This is a genomic window from Pseudomonas sp. FW305-25 (genome assembly GCF_017351415.1).
Lineage (GTDB): Bacteria > Pseudomonadota > Gammaproteobacteria > Pseudomonadales > Pseudomonadaceae > Aquipseudomonas > Aquipseudomonas chlororaphis.
In genome coordinates this window covers 114,489-135,080 of the sequence record NZ_JACNDE010000011.1, presented here as the reverse complement: position 1 = coordinate 135,080, position 20,592 = coordinate 114,489, and the positions used below count along the sequence as shown (strand labels likewise).

At 64.3% G+C, this 20,592-nt stretch carries 17 protein-coding genes; 11 read left to right on the top strand and 6 right to left on the bottom strand.

The window, feature by feature from the left end:
* Window positions 1–314 precede the first annotated feature (314 nt).
* Window positions 315–1,610 carry a glycine-betaine demethylase subunit GbcA gene (gene gbcA / locus J4E58_RS13350; protein ID WP_007926366.1) on the bottom strand — a complete coding sequence of 432 codons (1,296 nt, stop codon included), beginning with the start codon at window positions 1,608–1,610 and terminating at the stop codon, window positions 315–317.
* A 330-nt stretch (window positions 1,611–1,940) separates the two neighbouring features.
* On the opposite strand from gbcA, the gene gbcB reads away from it, so the two are divergent.
* Complete coding sequence (gene gbcB / locus J4E58_RS13345) at window positions 1,941–3,041, top strand: glycine-betaine demethylase subunit GbcB (RefSeq protein WP_009045947.1); 1,101 nt, start codon at window positions 1,941–1,943, stop codon at window positions 3,039–3,041.
* A 129-nt stretch (window positions 3,042–3,170) separates the two neighbouring features.
* Here gbcB and J4E58_RS13340 read toward each other — a convergent pair whose 3' ends face one another.
* The 4 genes from J4E58_RS13340 to J4E58_RS13325 form a co-directional block, all read right to left on the bottom strand.
* Window positions 3,171–3,995 (bottom strand): NAD(P)-dependent oxidoreductase, encoded by an 825-nt coding sequence (locus J4E58_RS13340; RefSeq protein WP_007926369.1) that lies wholly within the window; start codon window positions 3,993–3,995, stop codon window positions 3,171–3,173.
* Between the two features lie 137 nt (window positions 3,996–4,132).
* Entirely contained in the window at window positions 4,133–4,957 is an 825-nt protein-coding gene (locus tag J4E58_RS13335; RefSeq protein ID WP_087089465.1) for a nitrilase-related carbon-nitrogen hydrolase, read from the bottom strand.
* Window positions 4,954–6,399 (bottom strand): cytosine permease, encoded by a 1,446-nt coding sequence (locus J4E58_RS13330; protein ID WP_087089462.1) that lies wholly within the window; start codon window positions 6,397–6,399, stop codon window positions 4,954–4,956. The genes J4E58_RS13335 and J4E58_RS13330 overlap by 4 nt, the downstream gene beginning before the upstream one ends.
* A gap of 167 nt (window positions 6,400–6,566) precedes the next feature.
* Entirely contained in the window at window positions 6,567–7,607 is a 1,041-nt protein-coding gene (locus J4E58_RS13325) for a low specificity L-threonine aldolase (protein WP_007926372.1), read from the bottom strand.
* 224 nt (window positions 7,608–7,831) lie between these two features.
* Between J4E58_RS13325 and J4E58_RS13320 the strand changes: the two genes are divergently transcribed.
* The 9 genes from J4E58_RS13320 to J4E58_RS13280 all read left to right on the top strand — a co-directional run bounded on the left by J4E58_RS13320 (window position 7,832) and on the right by J4E58_RS13280 (window position 18,963).
* Window positions 7,832–8,575, top strand: coding sequence for a TraX family protein (locus J4E58_RS13320; RefSeq protein WP_087089461.1), 744 nt, complete (start codon window positions 7,832–7,834; stop codon window positions 8,573–8,575).
* Between the two features lie 447 nt (window positions 8,576–9,022).
* Complete coding sequence (glyA, locus tag J4E58_RS13315) at window positions 9,023–10,276, top strand: serine hydroxymethyltransferase (RefSeq protein WP_087089459.1); 1,254 nt, start codon at window positions 9,023–9,025, stop codon at window positions 10,274–10,276.
* Between the two features lie 23 nt (window positions 10,277–10,299).
* The gene (locus tag J4E58_RS13310) at window positions 10,300–11,550 is read left to right on the top strand and encodes a sarcosine oxidase subunit beta family protein (RefSeq protein ID WP_007926378.1); all 1,251 of its coding nucleotides are present in this window, start codon (window positions 10,300–10,302) and stop codon (window positions 11,548–11,550) included.
* Between the two features lie 14 nt (window positions 11,551–11,564).
* Window positions 11,565–11,894 (top strand): sarcosine oxidase subunit delta, encoded by a 330-nt coding sequence (locus J4E58_RS13305; RefSeq protein ID WP_007926380.1) that lies wholly within the window; start codon window positions 11,565–11,567, stop codon window positions 11,892–11,894.
* Window positions 11,891–14,908, top strand: coding sequence for a sarcosine oxidase subunit alpha (locus J4E58_RS13300; protein WP_007926382.1), 3,018 nt, complete (start codon window positions 11,891–11,893; stop codon window positions 14,906–14,908). Before J4E58_RS13305 ends, J4E58_RS13300 begins: the two co-directional genes overlap by 4 nt.
* Window positions 14,909–15,084: 176 nt before the next feature.
* Window positions 15,085–15,717: a sarcosine oxidase subunit gamma gene (locus tag J4E58_RS13295; protein ID WP_087089457.1), complete on the top strand. Its 633-nt coding sequence runs from the start codon at window positions 15,085–15,087 to the stop codon at window positions 15,715–15,717.
* Between the two features lie 156 nt (window positions 15,718–15,873).
* The gene (gene purU, locus J4E58_RS13290) at window positions 15,874–16,731 is read left to right on the top strand and encodes a formyltetrahydrofolate deformylase (RefSeq protein ID WP_007926386.1); all 858 of its coding nucleotides are present in this window, start codon (window positions 15,874–15,876) and stop codon (window positions 16,729–16,731) included.
* Window positions 16,732–16,868: 137 nt separating this feature from the next.
* Window positions 16,869–18,068 carry a formaldehyde dehydrogenase, glutathione-independent gene (fdhA, locus tag J4E58_RS13285; RefSeq protein ID WP_007931017.1) on the top strand — a complete coding sequence of 400 codons (1,200 nt, stop codon included), beginning with the start codon at window positions 16,869–16,871 and terminating at the stop codon, window positions 18,066–18,068.
* A gap of 322 nt (window positions 18,069–18,390) precedes the next feature.
* Window positions 18,391–18,963, top strand: coding sequence for a DUF2780 domain-containing protein (locus J4E58_RS13280; RefSeq protein WP_053262917.1), 573 nt, complete (start codon window positions 18,391–18,393; stop codon window positions 18,961–18,963).
* Here J4E58_RS13280 and J4E58_RS13275 read toward each other — a convergent pair whose 3' ends face one another.
* On the bottom strand, window positions 18,964–19,851 hold the full coding sequence (locus J4E58_RS13275; RefSeq protein WP_087089455.1) for an acyltransferase: 888 nt from the start codon (window positions 19,849–19,851) through the stop codon (window positions 18,964–18,966). It abuts the gene before it with no gap.
* Window positions 19,852–20,063: 212 nt separating this feature from the next.
* Between J4E58_RS13275 and J4E58_RS13270 the strand changes: the two genes are divergently transcribed.
* Complete coding sequence (locus J4E58_RS13270) at window positions 20,064–20,564, top strand: ATP-dependent zinc protease (protein ID WP_087089453.1); 501 nt, start codon at window positions 20,064–20,066, stop codon at window positions 20,562–20,564.
* The last annotated feature ends 28 nt before the right edge of the window (window positions 20,565–20,592 follow it).

The window sequence follows — 20,592 nt, the reverse complement described above, 5'->3', positions numbered from 1 at the left end:
AAAAATGAACAAAGTCTTGTGGAAAAGGCCTTTCCGGATAAGTCACGGATTTTCTTCAGGTTCTACCAACGAATTCGCCGGCTGAAAGCCGAGTTGCCCACATTTGCTGTGGGTGGAGGTGTGGATAACTTGTTCGCGGAAGGCTGGGAGCCTTGTCGGCCATGGCCGGGAGGGATTCCGATCAAAAAACGTACAGCAAGCTTGCCCCCGTAGGAGCGAAGCTTGCTCGCGATGAACGCTAACGCGGTGGTTCGGGTACACCGTGTCGCGGCCTTCGCGGGCAAGCCTCGCTCCTACAGAAGCCCAGCCCGGGATCAGCCGTGAACCGGCACGCCCTTGAGGTACGGAGCCGGTTCGGCGCCGAGGTTGCTCAGCATGCGCTCGCTGTACCAATCCACGAAGTTGACCACGCCGAACTCGTAGGTCTTGGAGTACGGGCCTGGCTGGTAGGCGGTGGAGTTGATGCCGCGCTGGTTCTCTTCGGCCAGGCGACGGTCCTGGTCGTTGGTGGCGTCCCACACCTGGCGCATGCGCGCGACGTCGTAGTCCACGCCTTCGACCGCGTCCTTGTGCACCAGCCACTTGGTGGTGACCATGGTTTCCTGGGCGCTGATCGGCCACACGGTGAACACAATGATGTGGTCGCCCATGCAGTGGTTCCACGAGTGCGGCAGGTGCAGGATGCGCATCGAGCCCAGGTCGGGGTTCTTGATTCGGCCCATCAGCTTGGCGCAGCCCTGCTTGCCGTCCATGGTCATGGACACGGTGCCCTTGAGCAGCGGCATGCGCACGATGCGGTTGCGCAGGCCGAAGCTGGCGTGGGCATAAGGGATCTTCTCGGCTTCCCAGGCGGCGGCGGAGGCGGCCACGTGGTCCTTGAACGCCTGGTCGGCGCGCGGGTCGGTGACGTCGTCCCACTCCAGCAGGGTCTTCAGCAGTTCCGGGTGCGAACCGCCGCAGTGGTAGCACTCGCGGTTGTTTTCCAGCACCAGCTTCCAGTTGGCCTTTTCCATCAAGGTGGTCTGCACCGCCACCTTGGTGTTCTCCATGTCGTAGGGTTCCATGTAGTGCGTCAGGGTCGCCAGGAAGTCATCGATGGCCGGCGGGTTCTCGGCCAGAGAGATGAAGATGTAGCCACCGGCGGTCTTCACGTTCACTGGCTTGAGGCCGTATTGCTTCATGTCGAAGTCGGCGCCCATCTCGGTGCCGGCGAACAGCAGGCGACCGTCCAGCTCGTAGGTCCACTGGTGGTAGTGGCAGACCAGCTTGGCGACCTTGCCCTTGTCGCTGGTGCACAGGCGCGAACCGCGGTGGCGGCAGACGTTATGGAAGGCGTGGACCACGCCGTCGGCGCCACGGATCACGATGATCGGGTTCTTGCCGACCTGCAGGGTCATGTAGTTGCCCTTGGTCGGAATCTCGCAGGTCATGCCGGCGATCAGCCATTCCTTCTGGAAGATCTCCTGCATGTCGATATCGAACAGGCGCTCGTCGCAGTAGAACGGCTGCGGCAGGGAAAAGGTCCGCTCGCGTTCTTGGAGCATTTGCGCGGTGGCCTTGCGTGCGGGTTCCAGCGGATCGCCCAGGCTCAGGGTTGCGGTGACGTCCATCGTTTTGGTCCTCATGGCCATCTGTGTGGCCGGCGAAAGTGGCAGTGTGGCCGGTGTAACGGGCTTGCTCCGCACAAGCCCGTCACACCGGCCACGGTTACGACGCAAGGCTGAAAAATCAGCGGTTCTCAGTTGAGGCGAGTGTGGGGCCGGCGCGGCCCGGAACCTTATCCATGGGCGACATGGCCCAATCTGTTCCCGACGCGCAAGCCCCGGTGGTTGGGGGCTGGTCGCGATAAGTATGTGAATGTCGCAGATAGGTAAATGGGTGTTTATGGGCCTGCGCACAATCGCCACCATAAAGGCCGGCAGTCGGCCGTGGAGATCAGCATGTCCAACAACTTCCTGAACCCGGTAACCACCCAGACCTGGGCCAATGGCCGACACATCGTCCGTTGCGTCAAAGTCATCCAGGAAACCTGGGACGTGCGCACCTTCTGTTTCATGGCCGACCAGCCGATCATGTTCTTCTTCAAGCCGGGGCAGTTCGTCACCCTGGAGCTGGAGATCGAAGGCCAGCCGATCATGCGTTCCTACACCATTTCCAGCTCGCCCTCGGTGCCATACAGCTTCTCGGTGACCATCAAGCGCGTCCCGGGCGGCAAGGTCTCCAACTGGCTGCACGACACCCTGCACGAAGGCCAGGAGCTGGCGGTGCACGGGCCGGTGGGGCTGTTCAACGCCATCGACTTCCCAAGCCCGAAAGTCCTGTACCTCAGCGGCGGCGTCGGCATCACGCCGGTGATGTCCATGGCGCGCTGGTTCTACGACACCAACGGCAATGTCGACATGGTGTTTATCCACAGCGCCCGTTCGCCGAAGGACATCATCTATCACCGCGAGCTGGAGCACATGGCGTCGCGGATCGACAACTTCAGCCTGCACCTGATCTGCGAGAAACACGGCCTGGGCGAGCCCTGGGCCGGTTATCGCGGCTACCTGAACCACAAGATGCTGGAGCTGATGGCGCCGGACTTCCTCGAACGCGAGGTGTTCTGCTGCGGCCCGACGCCGTACATGAACGCGGTCAAGCGCCTGCTCGAAGCCAGCGGCTTCGACATGTCGCGCTACCACGAGGAATCCTTCGGCGCGACGCCGGCGGAAGCCCGTGCCGACGCCGTGGAACAGGCCGAGCAGGCCGCCGAGGCGCCGGAAATCGACATCGCCGACCTGCACCAGGTGGAGTTCACCGCTTCGGGCAAGAGCATCCGCGTGGCGCCGGGCGAGACCGTCCACGCCGCCGCGGCCAAGCTCGGCCTGATGATCCCCAAGGCCTGCGGCATGGGGATCTGCGGCACCTGCAAGGTGCTCAAGCTGGGCGGTGAGGTGGAGATGGACCACAACGGTGGGATCACCGAGGAAGACGAAGCCGAAGGCTACATCCTGTCCTGCTGCAGCGTGCCGAAGGGGGATGTGCGGGTCGAGTATTGAGCGAACGTTTCCGGTCCCGGGCATGGCTTGGGACCGCGTTATCGTTCATCGCGAGCAAGCTCGCTCCTACAGGTTCTGCACCTGACCTGTAGGAGCGAGCTTGCTCGCGATTGGGCGCATCGTCTTTTTTCAATCGATAAACAGATCCGTCATCAGCGTTTCGCTGCTGTCGGGATCGAAGCGGTAATGGGCGAAGTCGCTCACCCCCTGTTCGCGCAGTATTTCTTCGTCGATCAGCAAGCGCCCGGTGATGCGGCGCTGGCTGCTGGAAAGGATCGCGTGGGCCGCATCGGCCATGATTGCCGGCGTGCGCGCATGCTTGAACGACTCGCGCGAACCCAGCTGGAACTCGATGGCGGCCGTGGCGATCATGGTCTGCGGCCACAGCGAGTTGACGCTGATGCCGTAGTTCTTGAATTCCTCGCTCATGCCCAGGGTCAGCATGCTCATGCCGTATTTGGTCACGGTGTAGGGGCTGTACTGGGCGAACCATTTGCTCGCCAGGTTCAGCGGCGGCGACAGGTTGAGGATGTGCCCACCGCTGGTTTTCAGGTAGGGCAGGGCCGCCTGGCTGCACAGCAGCACGGCGCGGGTGTTGATCTGGTGCATCAGGTCGAAGCGCTTGAGCTCGATGTGCTGCACCCCGGTCAGCTTGATCGCCCCGGCATTGTTGACCAGCGCATCGATGCCGCCGAACTGCTCGGCAGCCTTGGCCAGGGCCTGGCGCACCGTCTCTTCGTCACGCACGTCCACCTGCAACGCCAGGGCCTTGCCGCCCGCCGCCTCGACTTCGCGGGCCACGCTGAAGATGGTGCCGGGCAGCTTGGGATGGGGGTCGGCGCTTTTCGCCGCGATCACGATATTGGCCCCGTCCCGCGCCGCCCGCAGGGCGATTTCACGGCCGATGCCACGACTGGCGCCGGTGATGAACAGGGTCTTGCCTTGTAAGGACATGGATGCGCTCCTGATTATTGTCGTTATCCGAGCGGGTACAGCGGCTCGCCAGACAATCTAGTTCATGTCTGGCGGCGCGTGCGGATCAGGGGCGAAAAGGCGAAGGGCCACGAGCGTTGCCCGCGGTCGGGGAGGGCTCAGTACAACGCCGGGCGGCGGTCCAGATGCACGTGGTTGTGGGCGCTGATGTGCTTGTGCTGGGCGTCCGCCAGGGGCAGCTCCGCCAATAGCAGTTGCTGCTGGGGATGACGGGCGCTGCCGGCCAGCGGATAACCGTCGGCGTCGACAATCAGCGAGCCGCCGACCCAGGCCACGCCACGTTCGTCGCCGCAGCGGTCGCAAGCGGCGATGAACATGCGGTTGACCGCGGCGTTGGCCTGGACCCGGACCATTTCCGCCGGGCGTTCGCCCGGCGGACGCGGCCCGTCCGGCCAGTTGACCGGGGCGCAGAGCAGGGCGGCGCCGGCCAGCGCGGGCAGGCGCACCCATTCCGGGAATTCCAGGTCGTAGCAGATCAGCATCGCGATCGCGCCAAAACGGGTTTCGACCACCGGTGGCGGTTGGTCGCCGACAGTGAACACAAGCTTTTCCCGGTCCCACAGATGGGCCTTGCGATACACCGTCACCCGCCCCTCGGGCTCGACCAGCGCGGCGCTGTTGGCCACCTGCCCGGCATTCAGGCGCTCGCAGAAACCGCCGACGATCACCACCTGCAGCTCTGCGGCCAGGGCCTTCCACAGGGTCAGCGTCGGCCCGTCGAGGGCCTCGGACAGCGCCAGCGCTTCCTGGCGATCGGTGAACACATAACCGCTTTGCACCAGTTCCGGCAGCACCACCACCTGGGCGCCCTGGGCAGCGGCCTGGCGGATGGCCCGCTGGCCCAGCTCGCGGTTGTAGTCGAGCTCGCCCACCCGTGGGGCGATCTGCTGGCAGGCGACTTTCAGGGTGGGCAATCCAGTCATTGGCCGGCTCCTTCCAGTTGGCGTTCGCTGGCCTGAATCGCCAGGCGCTCGGCGTCCAGGTCCAGGCCCCGGGTCAGCGCCCAGTAGGCCACGCCGGCCACGGCCAGGCCGATGACAAAGGCAATGTCCGCGCCCTCCAGCGCCCGGGCCACAGGGCCCTGGTAGAAGCTCAGGGACATGAACGGAATCATCGCGACCAGGCCGAGGAAATAGGCGATGAGCCCAGGCATGGCCCAGCGGCCATAGATGCCGGCCGGGTTGAAGATGTCGCTGATGGCGTAGTGACCTTTGCGCACCACGTAGAAGTCCGCCAGGTTGACCGCGGTCCAGGGCACCAGGAAATACAGCATCAGCAGCACGAAGGTATTGAAGCTCGCCAGGTAGCTGTCGGGAATGTTCATGGCGATCAGGAAAATCACCACCGCCACCAGGGCGATGCCCACCACCCGGCTCTTGAGGTTCGGCTGGATCTGCAGGAAGCCGTCGATGGCGCTGATGCCGGTGAGCATCGCGCCGTAGCAGTTGACCGCCATGATGCCGACCAGGGCGGGCACGGCGATCAGCACGGTAAAGGTGCCGAAGCCCGGGATCATCTGGTTGCCGACTTCGCGGACGCTGCCGATGGCGTCCGGGGACGGCAGGGCGGAGGCGAGGAAGGCACCCAGGGACATCAGCCACAGCGCCGAGCCCGCGGCGCCCAGGTAGGTCCAGAAAATCACCTGGCGCGACGAGGTCTTGTGCGGCAGGTAGCGCGAATAGTCCGAGACATACACCGAGTAGCTGATCTGGTAGCCGGCGGCCGCCGACAGCTGGATCAGGAACGCCGACCAGGAGAAGTGCGCGTCGGCCACGGCGGCGTCGGCCTGCAGGGTCATCAGCGCGCTGATGGTCAGCACGGTGAACACGCTGATCATGATGTAGGTCAGCCAGCGCTGCACGGCGTGCAGCAGGTCATGCCCGACCACGGCGATGATCACCGCGAGGATGATCATCAGGCTGTACCAGGGCGCCCGCGCGCCGGGCACCACGGTGTTGATGGCGTCGGTGGCGAGGATCACGTTGAACACGTTGAAGCCGATGTAGACGAAGACCACCGCGGTGAAGGGCACGATGGCCCCGCGCAGGCCGAATTGCGCCCGCGACTGGATCATCTGCGGCAGGCCCATGCGTGGTCCCTGGTTGGCGTGGAAGGCCATGCAGAAGGTGCCCAGGCACACGCCGATGACGATGGCCAGGATCGAGTAGTGCAGGCTCAGGCCGAGGGCGGCGCCGGTGAAGCCGGTGACCATGGTGGTCAGGACGAAGTTGCCGGTGAACCAGAACGGACCCTGGTGCCAGACCTTGCCGTGGCGCTCGTGGCGCGGCACGTAGTCGATGGAGCGGGTTTCGATCTTGAGGCTGGGGGGCGGGGCTTTTTCCGTTGCCGCGGGCAGGCTGGTCATGGGGCAGTGCCTTGTTTTTATAAATTGACCCCGGAGTCTCGGATATACGCCTGTGATGTTGAATCAGTGGAGGGAAATAATCAGTTCAGGAATTTGTGAACTGATGTCACGCAGCGCCGGCCCACCGCTCCCGATCTCGACAGGAGGCGGCAGGCCGGCGAGGGCATTCAGCCGGCCATGACCTGGCGAATGTCCGCGGCCAGTTCACGGACCCGCGCTTCTTCGGTGTCCCACGAGCACATGAAGCGCGCGCCGCCTTTACCGATGAAGGTGTAGAAGCGCCAGCCCTTGGCGGTCAGCGCGGCGATGGCCGGTTCCGAAAGTTGCAGGAACACGCCGTTGGCCTGCACCGGGAACATCAGCTCCACCCCTGGAATGTCCGCCACCAGCTCGGCCAGCAATTGCGCGCAATGGTTGGCGTGGCGGGCGTATTTGAGCCAGGCGTCGTTTTCCAGCAGGCCGACCCAGGGCGCCGACAGGAAGCGCATCTTCGAGGCCAGCTGGCCGGCCTGCTTGCAGCGGTAGTCGAAGTCTTCGGCCAGCTTGTGGTTGAAGAACAGGATCGCCTCGCCCACCGCCATGCCGTTTTTCGTGCCGCCGAAGCACAGCACGTCGACCCCGGCTTTCCAGGTCAGGTCGGCGGGCGAGCAGCCAAGGAAGGCGCAGGCGTTGGAGAAGCGCGCGCCGTCCATGTGCAGGTTCAGCCCCAGCTCCTTGCAGGTGGCGCTGATGGCGCGGATTTCTTCCGGGGTATAGACACTGCCGACCTCGGTGGCCTGGGTCAGGGTCACCACCCGTGGCTTGGGGTAGTGGATGTCCTGGCGCTTGAGGGCGATGTCGCGGATCGAGTCCGGGGTCAGCTTGCCGTTCTCGGTGCCGGCGATCAGCAGCTTGGAGCCGTTGGAGAAGAATTCCGGCGCGCCGCATTCGTCGGTTTCGACGTGGGCGGTTTCCGAGCAGATGACGCTGTGGTAACTCTGGCACAGCGACGACAGGGCCAGGGAGTTGGCGGCGGTGCCGTTGAAGGCGAAGAACACCTCGCAGTCGGTCTCGAACAGCTTGCGGAAATAATCAGCGGCGCGCGCGGTCCACTGGTCGTCGCCATAGGCGCGTTCGTGGCCGCGGTTGGCCTGGTCCATGGCCGCCCAGGCCTCGGGGCAAATGCCGGAATAGTTGTCGCTGGCGAATTGTTGGCTCTTGTCGGTCATGGCCGTCTTCCGTGCTAAGGGTCCGAGAGGGGAGTCCTTCGATAAAGGGCTCCGGATAAGGCGCTCCTGGGTAAGGAGCCCTTGGGTAAAGCGTCCGCAACGAGGTCTGGGCCGGCAGGACAGCGCAGGCCCCGCAGAGATCGGTGGAGCGCCACTTTACCCAAGATTGAGGGGGGAGCACACGCTCTGTTTATGGGTGAAAAATGCACAGGCCATGAGGATATATGCCAGACCCGCTGCTGACCCCGCTGGCCGCCCGACGCGATGGCGCCCTCGACCTGCTCAAGTGGCTGGCGCTGCTTTGCATGGTGCTCGATCACCTGCGCTACGTCGGCTGGAGCCTCGACCTGCTGTATGTGCCCGGGCGCCTGGCGTTTCCCTGGTTCTGCCTGGCGCTGGCGGCCAATGTGGCGCGGGCCGGCGCGGTGGGTCGCGAGGGCGCGGGGCAATGGCGTTACCTGGGCTGGCTGCTGTTGTTCAGCCTGCTCAGCGAGGTGCCGTACCGGCTGTACATTCCCGGCCCCGACACCCTGAATGTGCTGCCGACCCTGGCCCTGGGCCTGTTGGTGGCCCGCGCCTGGCAGCGTCGCGGCGGGCTGGCGCTGTGGCTGGGGATCGGCGCGGCCTTGCTCGGCGGGCTGTTCGACCGGTACCTGATGTTCGGCCTGTTCGGCGTCTTGCTGCCGCTGGCGATGTTGCTGGTGCTGCAGCGCCGCTGGTACTGGGCGCTGCTGCCGGGGTTGCTGTGCCTGGCGGCCAACCAGTGGCAAAGCCTGCTGCCGGCGGCGCGCCTGGGTAATCAGGTGGCCGCCTGGGCGCTGCTCGCCTGCGTGCTGGCGCCGTGGCTGGGGCTGGCGATCCTGCGCCGGATGCGCGGTTTTTCGCCGCCACCGATGCGGCGCTGGGCCTATCTGCTGTACCCCGGGCATTTCCTCCTGCTGCTGATGCTGCGCAACCTGCTGGCCTGACGGCGAACCGTTGTCGCTGCGAACGCCCTGTAGCCGCTGCCGAGCTGGCGAGGCTGCGCTCGGCCGCGAAGCGGTCGTAAAACCAGGCAACCTGTTCTTCCAGGCATATCGCGTGCTGAGGTTTTGCGAGGACTGCGTCCTCGAGCGCAGCCTCGCAGGCTCGGCAGCGGCTACAGATGCGACACGCCAACCCGAAACCTGTCGCGCCACTGGTCGGTGGCGGGGGCTGGCGGGCGCGGGCAAGCCACCGACATAGAGCCTTCGGCGCGTGGCGCCCGCAAGCATTTGTCTCTCTGCGCCAGGCCATGTCGTAAACGCACCTTTGCGTGGCGTCCATAGGCATTTGGCCGGTCAGCGCCGGTCATACCATCGCATCCAAAGGGCACTACCGCAGGGTACGTGCCTCACCGAGACGAAAGGCGCACCGCCGCCGCTGGGAGAGACGCGATGTTCAGCAAGCAAGACCAAATCCAGGGTTATGACGATGCACTGCTGGCGGCCATGAATGCCGAGGAGCAACGTCAGGAAGATCACATCGAGCTGATCGCGTCGGAGAACTACACCAGCAAGCGCGTAATGCAAGCGCAAGGCAGCGGCCTGACCAACAAGTACGCCGAAGGTTATCCGGGCAAGCGCTACTACGGCGGCTGCGAGCACGTGGACAAGGTCGAGGCCCTGGCCATCGAACGCGCCAAGCAACTGTTCGGCGCCGACTACGCCAACGTCCAGCCGCACTCCGGTTCCTCGGCCAACAGCGCCGTGTACCTGGCCCTGCTGCAAGCCGGCGACACCATCCTGGGCATGAGCCTGGCCCACGGCGGCCACCTGACCCACGGCGCCAAGGTGTCGTCCTCGGGCAAGCTGTACAACGCCGTGCAGTACGGCATCGACACCAACACCGGGCTGATCGACTACGACGAAGTCGAGCGCCTGGCCGTCGAGTGCAAGCCGAAGATGATCGTCGCCGGCTTCTCGGCCTACTCCAAGACCCTCGACTTCCCACGCTTCCGCCAGATCGCCGATAAGGTCGGCGCGCTGCTGTTCGTCGACATGGCCCACGTCGCCGGCCTGGTCGCCGCTGGCCTGTACCCGAACCCGCTGCCTTACGCCGACGTGGTCACTACCACCACCCACAAGACCCTGCGCGGTCCGCGGGGCGGCCTGATCCTGGCCAAGGCCAACGAAGAAATCGAGAAGAAGCTCAACGCCGCGGTCTTCCCGGGCGCCCAGGGCGGCCCGCTGATGCACGTGATCGCCGGTAAGGCGGTGTGCTTCAAGGAAGCGCTGGAGCCTGGCTTCAAGGCCTACCAGCAGCAAGTGATCGACAACGCCCAGGCCATGGCCGGCGTCTTTATCAACCGCGGCTACGATGTAGTGTCCGGCGGCACCGACAACCACCTGTTCCTGGTCAGCCTGATCCGTCAGGGCCTCACCGGCAAGGAGGCGGACGCCGCCCTGGGTCGCGCGCACATCACCGTGAACAAGAACGCCGTGCCGAACGATCCACAGTCGCCGTTCGTGACCTCCGGCCTGCGTATCGGCACCCCGGCGGTGACCACCCGCGGCTTCAAGGTTACCCAGTGCGTGGAGCTGGCCGGCTGGATCTGCGACATCCTCGACCACCTCGGCGATGCCGATGTCGAGGCCAATGTCGCTCGTCAGGTATCGGCCCTGTGCGCGGACTTCCCGGTTTATCGCTGAGTGCGGTTTTGGAGTAAATGACTATGCAACGCTACTCGGGCTTCGGCCTCTTCAAGCACTCCCTCAGCCACCATGAAAACTGGCAGCGCATGTGGCGCACGCCGACCCCGAAAAAGGTCTACGACGTGGTCATCGTCGGCGGTGGCGGGCATGGCCTGGCGACCGCCTACTACCTGGCCAAGGAGCACGGCATCACCAACGTCGCCGTGGTCGAGAAAGGCTGGCTGGGCGGCGGTAACACCGCGCGCAACACCACCATCGTGCGTTCCAACTACCTGTGGGACGAGTCGGCGCACCTGTACGAACACGCGATGAAACTGTGGGAAGGCCTGTCCCAGGACCTCAACTACAACGTGATGTTCTCCCAGCGCGGCGTCTACAACCTGTGCCACACCCTGCAGGACATCCGTGATTCCGAGCGTCGGGTCAGCGCCAACCGCCTCAACGGCGTGGACGGCGAGCTGCTCAACGCCAAGCAGGTGGCGGACGAGATTCCGTACCTGGACTGCTCCAAGAACACCCGCTACCCGGTGCTGGGCGCCACCGTCCAGCGCCGTGGCGGCGTGGCCCGTCACGACGCCGTGGCCTGGGGCTTCGCCCGTGCCGCCGACGCCCTGGGCGTGGACCTGATCCAGCAGACCGAAGTGATCGGCTTCCGCAAGGAAAACGGTGTGTGCATCGGCGTGGAAACCAACAAGGGCTTCATCGGCGCCAAGCGCGTCGGCGTGGTCACCGCCGGTAACTCCGGGCACATGGCCAAGCTCGCCGGTTTCCGCCTGCCGATCGAATCGCACCCGCTGCAAGCGCTGGTGTCCGAGCCGATCAAGCCGATCATCGACAGCGTGATCATGTCCAACGCGGTGCACGGTTACATCAGCCAGTCCGACAAGGGCGACCTGGTGATCGGCGCCGGTATCGACGGCTGGGTCGGCTACGGCCAGCGCGGTTCGTACCCGGTGATCGAGCACACCATCCAGGCCATCGTCGAGATGTTCCCGATCCTTTCGCGGGTGCGCATGAACCGCCAATGGGGCGGCATCGTCGACACCACTCCGGACGCCTGCCCGATCATCTCCAAGACTCCGGTGCCGAACATGTTCTTCAACTGCGGTTGGGGTACCGGCGGCTTCAAGGCAACACCTGGCTCGGGCAACGTATTCGCCGCGAGCCTGGCCAAGGGTGAAATGCACCCGCTGGCCGCACCTTTCTCCATCGACCGTTTCCACAACGGTGCGCTGATCGACGAACACGGCGCTGCAGCTGTCGCCCACTAACAGGAGAAATCCCTATGTTGCACATCTTCTGTCCTCACTGCGGCGAACTGCGCTCCGAAGAGGAATTCCATTCGTCCGGCCAGGCGCATATCCCGCGTCCACTGGACCCGAACAACTGCACCGACGAGGAGTGGGGCGACTACATGTTCTTCCGCGACAACCCTCGCGGCCTGCACCACGAGCTGTGGATCCATGCCGCCGGCTGCCGTCAGTACTTCAACGCCACCCGCGACACCGTGACCTACGAGATTCTCGAAACCTACAAGATCGGTACCAAGCCGCAATTCACCGACAAGACCGATAGCCCGAAAGCGGCCACGCAGGCTCTGGGAGAGAAGGTATGAGCCAGTCCAATCGCCTGTCCAACGGCGGACGCATCGACCGCAACAAAGTCCTCAGCTTCACCTTCAACGGCCAGACCTACAAAGGCTTCGAAGGCGACACCCTGGCCGCCGCCCTGCTGGCCAACGGCGTGGACATCATCGGTCGCAGCTTCAAGTATTCCCGGCCGCGCGGCATTTTCGCCGCCGGTGCCGAAGAGCCGAACGCGGTGCTGCAGATCGGCGCCACCGAAGCCACCCAGATCCCCAACGTGCGCGCCACCCAACAGGCGCTGTACCAGGGCCTGGTCGCCACCAGCACCAACGGCTGGCCGAGCGTCAACAACGACATGATGGGGATTCTCGGCAAGGTCGGCGGCAAGCTGATGCCGCCGGGCTTCTACTACAAAACCTTCATGTACCCGCAATCGTTCTGGATGACCTACGAGAAGTACATCCGCAAGGCCGCGGGCCTGGGTCGCTCGCCGACCGAGAACGATCCGGACACCTACGACTACATGAACCAGCACTGCGACGTGCTGATCGTCGGTGCCGGCCCCGCCGGCCTGGCCGCGGCCCTGGCGGCTGCGCGCAGCGGTGCGCGGGTGATCCTCGCCGACGAGCAGGAAGAATTCGGCGGCAGCCTGCTGGACAGCCGCGAAAGCCTGGACGGCAAGCCGGCGGCCGAGTGGATTGCCACCGTGGTCGCCGAGCTGAAGTCGCTGCCAGACGTGACCCTGCTGCCACGGGCAACCGTGAACGGCTACCACGACCATAACTTCCTGACCATTCACGAGCGCCTGACCGACCACCTCGGCGACCGCGCACCAATCGGCCAGGTGCGCCAGCGCATCCACCGGGTGCGTGCCAAGCGCGTGGTGTTGGCCACCGGCGCCTGCGAGCGTCCGCTGGTCTACGGCAACAACGACGTGCCGGGCAACATGCTGGCCGGCGCGGTCTCGGTCTACGTGCGCCGCTACGGCGTGGCACCGGGCAAGAAGCTGGTGCTGAGCACCAACAACGACCACGCCTACCGTGTGGCCCTGGACTGGCTCGACGCCAGCCTGCAAGTGGTGGCCATCGCCGATGCCCGTCACAACCCACGCGGCGCGCTGGTGGAAGAAGCCCGCGCCAAGGGCATTCGCATCCTCACCTCCAGTGCGGTGATCGAAGCCCGTGGCAGCAAGCATGTGACCGGCGCCCGCGTCGCGGCGATCGACGTCAAGGCTCACAAGGTCACCAGCCCAGGCGAGTGGCTGGAGTGCGACCTGATTGCCAGCTCCGGCGGCTACAGCCCGGTGGTGCACCTGGCTTCGCACCTGGGCGGCAAGCCGATCTGGCGTGAAGACATCCTCGGTTTCGTACCGGGCGAAGCACCGCAGAAACGCGTGTGCGTCGGCGGCATCAATGGCGTCTACAGCCTCGGCGATTCCCTGGCCGACGGTTTCGAAGGGGGCGTGCGTGCCGCCAGCGAAGCAGGTTTCAAGGCCGTGGAAGCGGTACTGCCCAAGGCCCTGAGTCGTCTGGAAGAACCGACCCTGGCGCTGTTCCAGGTGCCCCATGAGAAAGGCACCGCGCGGGCACCCAAGCAATTCGTCGACCTGCAGAACGACGTCACCGCCGCCGCCATCGAACTGGCGACCCGCGAGGGCTTCGAGTCGGTCGAGCACGTCAAGCGCTACACCGCGCTGGGCTTCGGTACCGACCAGGGCAAGCTCGGCAACGTCAACGGCCTGGCTATCGCGGCTCGTTCGCTGAACGTGAGCATCCCGCAGATGGGCACCACCATGTTCCGTCCGAACTACACGCCGGTGACTTTCGGCGCCGTGGCCGGTCGTCACTGCGGGCACATCTTCGAGCCTGTGCGTTTCACCGCGCTGCATGCGTGGCACGTGAAGAACGGCGCCGAGTTCGAGGACGTCGGCCAGTGGAAGCGCCCCTGGTACTTCCCGAAGAATGGCGAAGACCTGCACGCCGCAGTCAAGCGCGAGTGCAAGGCGGTGCGCGACAGCGTCGGCCTGCTCGACGCCTCGACCCTGGGCAAGATCGATATCCAGGGCCCGGACGCCCGTGAGTTCCTCAACCGCATCTACACCAACGCCTGGACCAAGCTCGATGTGGGCAAGGCGCGCTACGGCCTGATGTGCAAGGAAGACGGCATGGTCTTCGACGACGGCGTGACTGCCTGCGTCGGCGAAAACCACTTCATCATGACCACCACCACGGGCGGCGCCGCGCGCGTCCTGCAATGGCTGGAGATCTATCAGCAGACCGAATGGCCGGACCTCAAGGTGTACTTCACCTCGGTCACCGACCACTGGGCGACCATGACCCTGTCCGGGCCGAACAGCCGCAAGCTGCTCAGCGAAGTCACCGACATCGACCTGGACAAGGACGGCTTCCCGTTCATGACCTGGAAAGAAGGCCTGGTGGGCGGTGTGCCGGCGCGGGTGTTCCGCATTTCCTTCACCGGCGAGCTGTCGTACGAAGTCAACGTCCAGGCCGATTACGCCATGGGCGTGCTGGAGCAGATCGTCGAGGCCGGCAAGAAGTACAACCTGACCCCGTACGGCACCGAAACCATGCACGTACTGCGGGCCGAGAAGGGCTTCATCATCGTCGGCCAGGACACCGACGGCTCGATGACCCCGGATGACTTGAACATGGGCTGGTGTGTCGGTCGCACCAAACCGTTCTCGTGGATCGGCTGGCGTGGCATGAACCGCGAAGACTGCGTGCGCGACCAGCGCAAGCAACTGGTGGGCCTGAAGCCGATCGACCCGAACCAGTGGCTGCCGGAAGGCGCGCAACTGGTGTTCAACACCAAGCAGGCGATCCCGATGAGCATGGTCGGTCACGTGACCTCCAGCTACGCCCATAACTCCCTGGGTTATTCGTTTGCCATGGGCGTGGTCAAGGGCGGCCTGAAGCGGATGGGCGAGCGGGTGTTCGCGCCATTGGCCGACGGTACGGTGATCGAGGCGGAAATCGTTTCTTCGGTGTTCTTCGATCCGAAAGGCGATCGCCAGAACGTTTAACAAAGGTCCTGTAGGAGCGAGCTTGCTCGCGAAAAGATCAGCGACGACAACCGTTGTTGCGGGATCGACCGCCGCTTTGCGGCTATCGCGAGCAAGCTCGCTCCTACAGGGCAGCGATCGAACAGGCTCTACCTATTTGCGGTTCGCCGCGAAACAGAATTCAAGACAGGTGCTCTATGACCGCAGTCAACGTTTACCAACAGCGCCCGACCACTGGCGCCAAAGCCGAGTCGTCGCTGCACCATGCCGACCTCGCCAGCCTGGTGGGCAAGGGCCGCAAGAACGCAGGCGTGACCCTGCGCGAGAAGAAACTCCTCGGCCACCTGACCCTCCGTGGCGATGCTCATGACCCGGCCTTCGCTGCCGGCGTGCACAAGGCCCTGGGCCTGGAGCTGCCAGTGGCCCTGACCGTGGTCGCCAAGGGCGAAACCAGCCTGCAGTGGATGGGGCCGGACGAGTGGTTGCTGGTGGTGCCGAGCGGCGAAGAATTCGCCGCCGAGAAAAAACTGCGCGAAGCGCTGGGCGACCTGCACATCCAGATCGTCAACGTCAGTGGCGGCCAGCAGATTCTCGAACTGTCCGGCCCGAACGTGCGCCAGGTGCTGATGAAGTCCACCAGCTACGACGTGCACCCCAACAACTTCCCGGTGGGCAAGGCCGTTGGCACTGTGTTCGCCAAGTCGCAACTGGTGATCCGCCGCATGGGCGAAGACACCTGGGAACTGGTGATCCGCCGCAGCTTCTCCGATTACTGGTGGTTGTGGCTGCAGGATGCCGCCGCCGAATACGGCCTCAGCGTCCAGGCCTGAGACGCCGTAATTCCCTGTAGGAGCGAGCTTGCTCGCGAAGGACGTCAACGATAACGCGTGCTTGCTGAAAGCACGCGGTGCTTCTGGACTCTTCGCGAGCAAGCTCGCTCCTACAGGACTCGGCTTTGCCTACCGATGTTTTAGGAGTTCCGCACCATGAGCCGCGCCCCCGATACCTGGATTCTCACCGCCGACTGCCCCAGCGTGCTCGGCACGGTGGACGCGGTGACCCGCTTTCTGTTCGAGCAGGGCTGCTACGTCACCGAGCACCACTCCTTCGATGACCGGCTTTCGGCGCGCTTCTTCATTCGCGTGGAATTCCGTCAACCCGAGAATTTCAACGAGCAGGGCCTGCGCGACGGTCTGGCCGAACGCGCCCGGGCCTTCGACATGAACGTCGAGCTGACCCCACCGCAGCATCGGCCGAAAGTGGTGATCATGGTCTCCAAGGCCGATCACTGCCTCAACGACCTGCTCTACCGCCAGCGCATCGGCCAGCTGGCGATGGACGTGGTGGCGGTGGTGTCCAACCACCCGGACCTCAAGCCCTTGGCCGACTGGCACCAGATCCCGTACTACCACTTCCCCCTGGACCCCAACGACAAGCCGTCCCAGGAGCGCCAGGTGTGGCAGGTGATCGAGGACTCCGGCGCCGAACTGGTGATCCTTGCGCGCTACATGCAAGTGCTGTCGCCGGAGCTGTGCCGCAAGCTCGATGGCAAGGCGATCAACATCCACCACTCCCTGCTGCCCGGTTTCAAGGGCGCCAAGCCTTATCACCAGGCCTACAACAAGGGCGTGAAACTGGTGGGCGCTACCGCGCACTACATCAACAACGACCTGGACGAGGGCCCGATCATCGCCCAGGGCGTGGAAGTGGTGGACCACAGTCATTACCCCGAGGACCTGATTGCCAAGGGGCGCGATATCGAAGGCCTGACCCTGGCGCGGGCCGTGGGTTATCACATCGAACGGCGGGTGTTCCTCAACGCCAACCGGACGGTGGTGCTTTAGCGGCAGCTGCAAGTTTCGAGCTTCAAGCCGCAAGAAAGAGCGGTAGATGTCAGACGTAGCAACGGTTTCACGCTTCAAACTTGCGGCTTATGGCTTGACGCTTGTAGCTGCTCTAATAACAACAGCGAGGTGAAAGCATGTCTGGTAATCGTGGTGTCGTGTATCTCGGCAATGGCAAGGTCGAAGTACAGAAAATCGACTATCCAAAAATGCAGGACCCGCGCGGCAGGAAGATTGAGCACGGCGTCATCCTGCGCGTGGTATCCACCAATATCTGCGGTTCGGACCAGCACATGGTGCGCGGCCGTACCACTGCCCAGGTCGGCCTGGTCCTGGGTCACGAAATCACCGGCGAGGTGGTGGAGAAGGGCAGCGACGTCGAGAACCTGAAGCTCGGCGACCTGGTCTCGGTGCCGTTCAACGTGGCTTGCGGGCGCTGCCGTTCCTGCAAGGAGCAACACACCGGGGTCTGCCTGACCGTCAACCCGGCCCGCGCCGGCGGTGCCTACGGCTACGTCGACATGGGCGACTGGACCGGTGGCCAGGCCGAATACGTGCTGGTGCCGTACGCCGACTTCAACCTGCTGAAGCTGCCGGACCGCGACAAGGCCATGGAGAAGATCCGCGACCTGACCTGCCTGTCCGACATCCTGCCGACCGGCTACCACGGCGCGGTAACGGCCGGCGTTGGCCCGGGCAGCACCGTCTACATCGCCGGTGCCGGCCCGGTGGGCCTGGCCGCGGCTGCGTCCGCCCGTCTGCTGGGCGCGGCGGTGGTGATCGTTGGCGACGTCAACCCGGTACGCCTGGCCCACGCCAAGGCCCAGGGTTTTGAAATCGCCGACCTGTCCAAGGACACTCCATTGCACGAACAGATCGCCGCCCTGCTCGGCGAGCCGGAAGTGGATTGCGCGGTCGACGCGGTGGGCTTCGAGGCCCGCGGCCATGGCCATGCCGGTGCCCAGCACGAAGCGCCGGCCACGGTGCTCAACTCGTTGATGGGCGTGGTGCGGGTTGCCGGCAAGATCGGTATTCCCGGCCTCTACGTCACCGAAGACCCGGGCGCTGTGGATGCCGCGGCCAAGATGGGCAGCCTGAGCATCCGCTTCGGCCTCGGCTGGGCCAAGTCCCACAGCTTCCACACCGGCCAGACCCCGGTGATGAAGTACAACCGCCAACTGATGCAAGCCATCATGTGGGACCGCATCAACATCGCCGAAGTGGTCGGCGTGCAGGTCATCAGCCTGGACGACGCCCCGCGTGGCTACGGCGAATTCGACGCCGGCGTGCCGAAGAAATTCGTCATCGACCCGCACAAGCTGTTCAGCGCGGCGTAAGGCTTTGACGCAGTAAAAAGGGCGACCCTCGGGTCGCCCTTTTTTATGCCTGGCTCGAGCAAAACCCGATCATGCATCCTGTAGCCGCTGCCGCAGGCTGCGATCGACCGCGAAGCGGGCGCCGCTCTTGGTATCGCAACCTGCGGCAGCGGCTACAGATATCGGCGTTGGAATAATGGTTGCCCGTCCGCGAGGTTCCGGGTATATCCGGGCCGGCTAAATATGGATGGGCCGATGCGGAACATTGCTCCGGTTTTCCCGGTCAAATCCGCAGTTTTCCCGCCGTTGTCACGGTGTCTTTCTGGTTCAAGAGGTTGTCTCGATGAAAATTTCCCGCAGTGTTGCACTGGCTACGTTGCTGACCCTGGGAGCCAGCCCGGTCTTTGCCGCAGGCTTCAGCCTGAGCGATGCCGCCAATGCGGTGTCCAGCATGCAGGGTGGCGACAAGGCCGCCGCTGCCGCTCCAACCTCGCAGACCGCCAATCTGCTCAGTGCCCTTTCGCAACTGGATGTCACGCCGGAGCAGGCCATCGGCGGTACCGGTGCGATGCTGGGCCTGGCGAAGAACCAGCTGAGCAGCACCGACTACTCGCAACTGAGCAAAAGCGTTCCGGGGTTGGACAAGCTCTCGGGCGGCAACGCGCTGGGCAGCCTGGGCGCCTTGAGTGGCCTGCTCGGGCAGAGCGGTGGCAGCAAGACCGCCGGTCTGGAGAGCGCGCTGGGTAACGTGCAGAACACCAATGACCTGAACAGCGCGTTCAGCGCCCTGGGCATGGACAGCGGCATGATCGGCCAGTTCGCCCCGGTGCTCCTGCAATACCTGGGTCAGCAGGGCGTGGGCGGTTCGCTGCTCAACAGCCTGGGCGGGATCTGGGGCGTCGGCAGCGGCAGCTGATCAACGGCGCTCGGCGCGCAAGGCGTCGATGCACTGGTCCTTTTCGGTCCAGAGCTGGTTGACCCAGTTCTGGACGGTCTGGCGAAACGCCGGATCGTTTTCGTAATCCCCCTGCCACAACGCCGGGTCCAGCTCACGGGTCTGGATATCGACGATCACCCGCGGCACGTTGCCGCTGATCAGGTCCCAGAAACCGGGAATCTTCTGCTGCGGATAGACCACCGTCACATCGAGGATGGCGTCGAGCTGTTCGCCCATGGCCGCCAGCACGAAGGCCACGCCGCCGGCCTTCGGCTTGAGCAACTGCTTGAAAGGGGATTGCTGTTGCTCACGCTTGGCCGGCGTGAAGCGGGTGCCTTCCAGGTAGTTGACCACCGTGACCGGCTGGCGCTTGAACAGCTCGCAGGCGGCCTTGGTGATTTCCAGGTCCTTGCCTTGCAGCTCCGGGTTCCTGGCCAGGAACGCCTTGCTGTAGCGCTTCATGAAGGGGTAGTCCAGGGCCCACCAGGCGAGGCCGAGGAAGGGCACCCAGATCAGCTCTTTTTTCAGGAAGAACTTGAAGAAGGGGGTACGGCGGTTGAGGGTCTGGATCAGCGCCGGGATGTCGACCCAGGACTGGTGGTTGCTGATCACCAGGTAAGAAGTGTCGCCCCGCAGCTCGTCACCGCCGCGGATATCCCATTGGGTGGGAATGCACAGGGCGAAGATCAGCTTGTCGATTTCGGCCCAGGTTTCGGCAATCCACATCACCGCCTTCGACGCATGGTCGCGCAGGCGCCCTGGCAGGACCAGCTTGAGCAGGGCGAACACCATCAGCGGCCCGAACAGGACCAGGGTGTTGAGCAACAGCAGCAGGGTGACGAAACAGCCGGTGAGCAGGCGGCGCATAAGGAACTCTTGAAAGCCTTTGGGCGCGCCATGATAAGCACCTTCGCCGGGCAGGCCAAATCCTGATGTGCTGACGAATGTTTCACGTATACCGGGATATGCTGGCGGTCAATTTCGCCGACCGTGGCGGCTGCGGGTTTTCTCGCGGGCCGAACCAATTGCCCGGCCACGGTCTAAAATCCTGCTGCCCACTTTCCAAGGAACCTGCTCACGTGAAATCCGTCCTTGCACTCCTGTCCCTGCTAGCGCTGCCGGTCATGGCCGCCGAGCCGACCCTCTACGGGCGCTACGAATACATTCAACTGCCGGAAATCGGCGAAACCCTCAAGGCCAAGATGGACACCGGCGCCCTGACCGCCTCGCTGTCGGCCAAGGACATCGAGACCTTCACCCGCGATGGCGAGGAGTGGGTGCGTTTCCGCCTGGCGACCAAGGACGCCGACGGCAAGGTCTACGAACACAAGGTGGCGCGGATCAGCAAGATCAAGAGCCGCGCCGATGAAGACGAAGACAGGGAAGAGGCCCAGGTGGCCAAGCGACCGGTGGTCGACCTGGAAATGTGCCTGGGTAACGTCAAGCGCACCGTCGAGGTCAACCTGACCGACCGCAGCAGCTTCAACTACCCGCTGCTGATCGGCGCCAAGGCCCTGCGCGAGTTCGGCGCCGCCGTGAACCCGGCCCGGCGTTACACCGCGGACAAGCCCGACTGCTGATCAGACTTGATTGACGGCGCATGAGGCA

Excerpts from the sequence above, each read along its gene's own strand:
- J4E58_RS13300 (WP_007926382.1), top strand. The coding sequence starts at position 11,891 with ATGAGCCAGTCCAATCGCCTGTCCAACGGCGGACGCATCGACCGCAAC.
- fdhA (WP_007931017.1), top strand. The coding sequence starts at position 16,869 with ATGTCTGGTAATCGTGGTGTCGTGTATCTCGGCAATGGCAAGGTCGAA.
- J4E58_RS13320 (WP_087089461.1), top strand. The coding sequence starts at position 7,832 with ATGCCAGACCCGCTGCTGACCCCGCTGGCCGCCCGACGCGATGGCGCC.
- J4E58_RS13335 (WP_087089465.1), bottom strand. The coding sequence starts at position 4,957 with ATGACTGGATTGCCCACCCTGAAAGTCGCCTGCCAGCAGATCGCCCCA.
- glyA (WP_087089459.1), top strand. The coding sequence starts at position 9,023 with ATGTTCAGCAAGCAAGACCAAATCCAGGGTTATGACGATGCACTGCTG.
- purU (WP_007926386.1), top strand. The coding sequence starts at position 15,874 with ATGAGCCGCGCCCCCGATACCTGGATTCTCACCGCCGACTGCCCCAGC.
- J4E58_RS13275 (WP_087089455.1), bottom strand. The coding sequence starts at position 19,851 with ATGCGCCGCCTGCTCACCGGCTGTTTCGTCACCCTGCTGCTGTTGCTC.
- J4E58_RS13280 (WP_053262917.1), top strand. The coding sequence starts at position 18,391 with ATGAAAATTTCCCGCAGTGTTGCACTGGCTACGTTGCTGACCCTGGGA.
- J4E58_RS13310 (WP_007926378.1), top strand. The coding sequence starts at position 10,300 with ATGCAACGCTACTCGGGCTTCGGCCTCTTCAAGCACTCCCTCAGCCAC.
- J4E58_RS13305 (WP_007926380.1), top strand. The coding sequence starts at position 11,565 with ATGTTGCACATCTTCTGTCCTCACTGCGGCGAACTGCGCTCCGAAGAG.
- J4E58_RS13325 (WP_007926372.1), bottom strand. The coding sequence starts at position 7,607 with ATGACCGACAAGAGCCAACAATTCGCCAGCGACAACTATTCCGGCATT.
- J4E58_RS13340 (WP_007926369.1), bottom strand. The coding sequence starts at position 3,995 with ATGTCCTTACAAGGCAAGACCCTGTTCATCACCGGCGCCAGTCGTGGC.
- gbcB (WP_009045947.1), top strand. The coding sequence starts at position 1,941 with ATGTCCAACAACTTCCTGAACCCGGTAACCACCCAGACCTGGGCCAAT.
- gbcA (WP_007926366.1), bottom strand. The coding sequence starts at position 1,610 with ATGGACGTCACCGCAACCCTGAGCCTGGGCGATCCGCTGGAACCCGCA.
- J4E58_RS13330 (WP_087089462.1), bottom strand. The coding sequence starts at position 6,399 with ATGACCAGCCTGCCCGCGGCAACGGAAAAAGCCCCGCCCCCCAGCCTC.
- J4E58_RS13295 (WP_087089457.1), top strand. The coding sequence starts at position 15,085 with ATGACCGCAGTCAACGTTTACCAACAGCGCCCGACCACTGGCGCCAAA.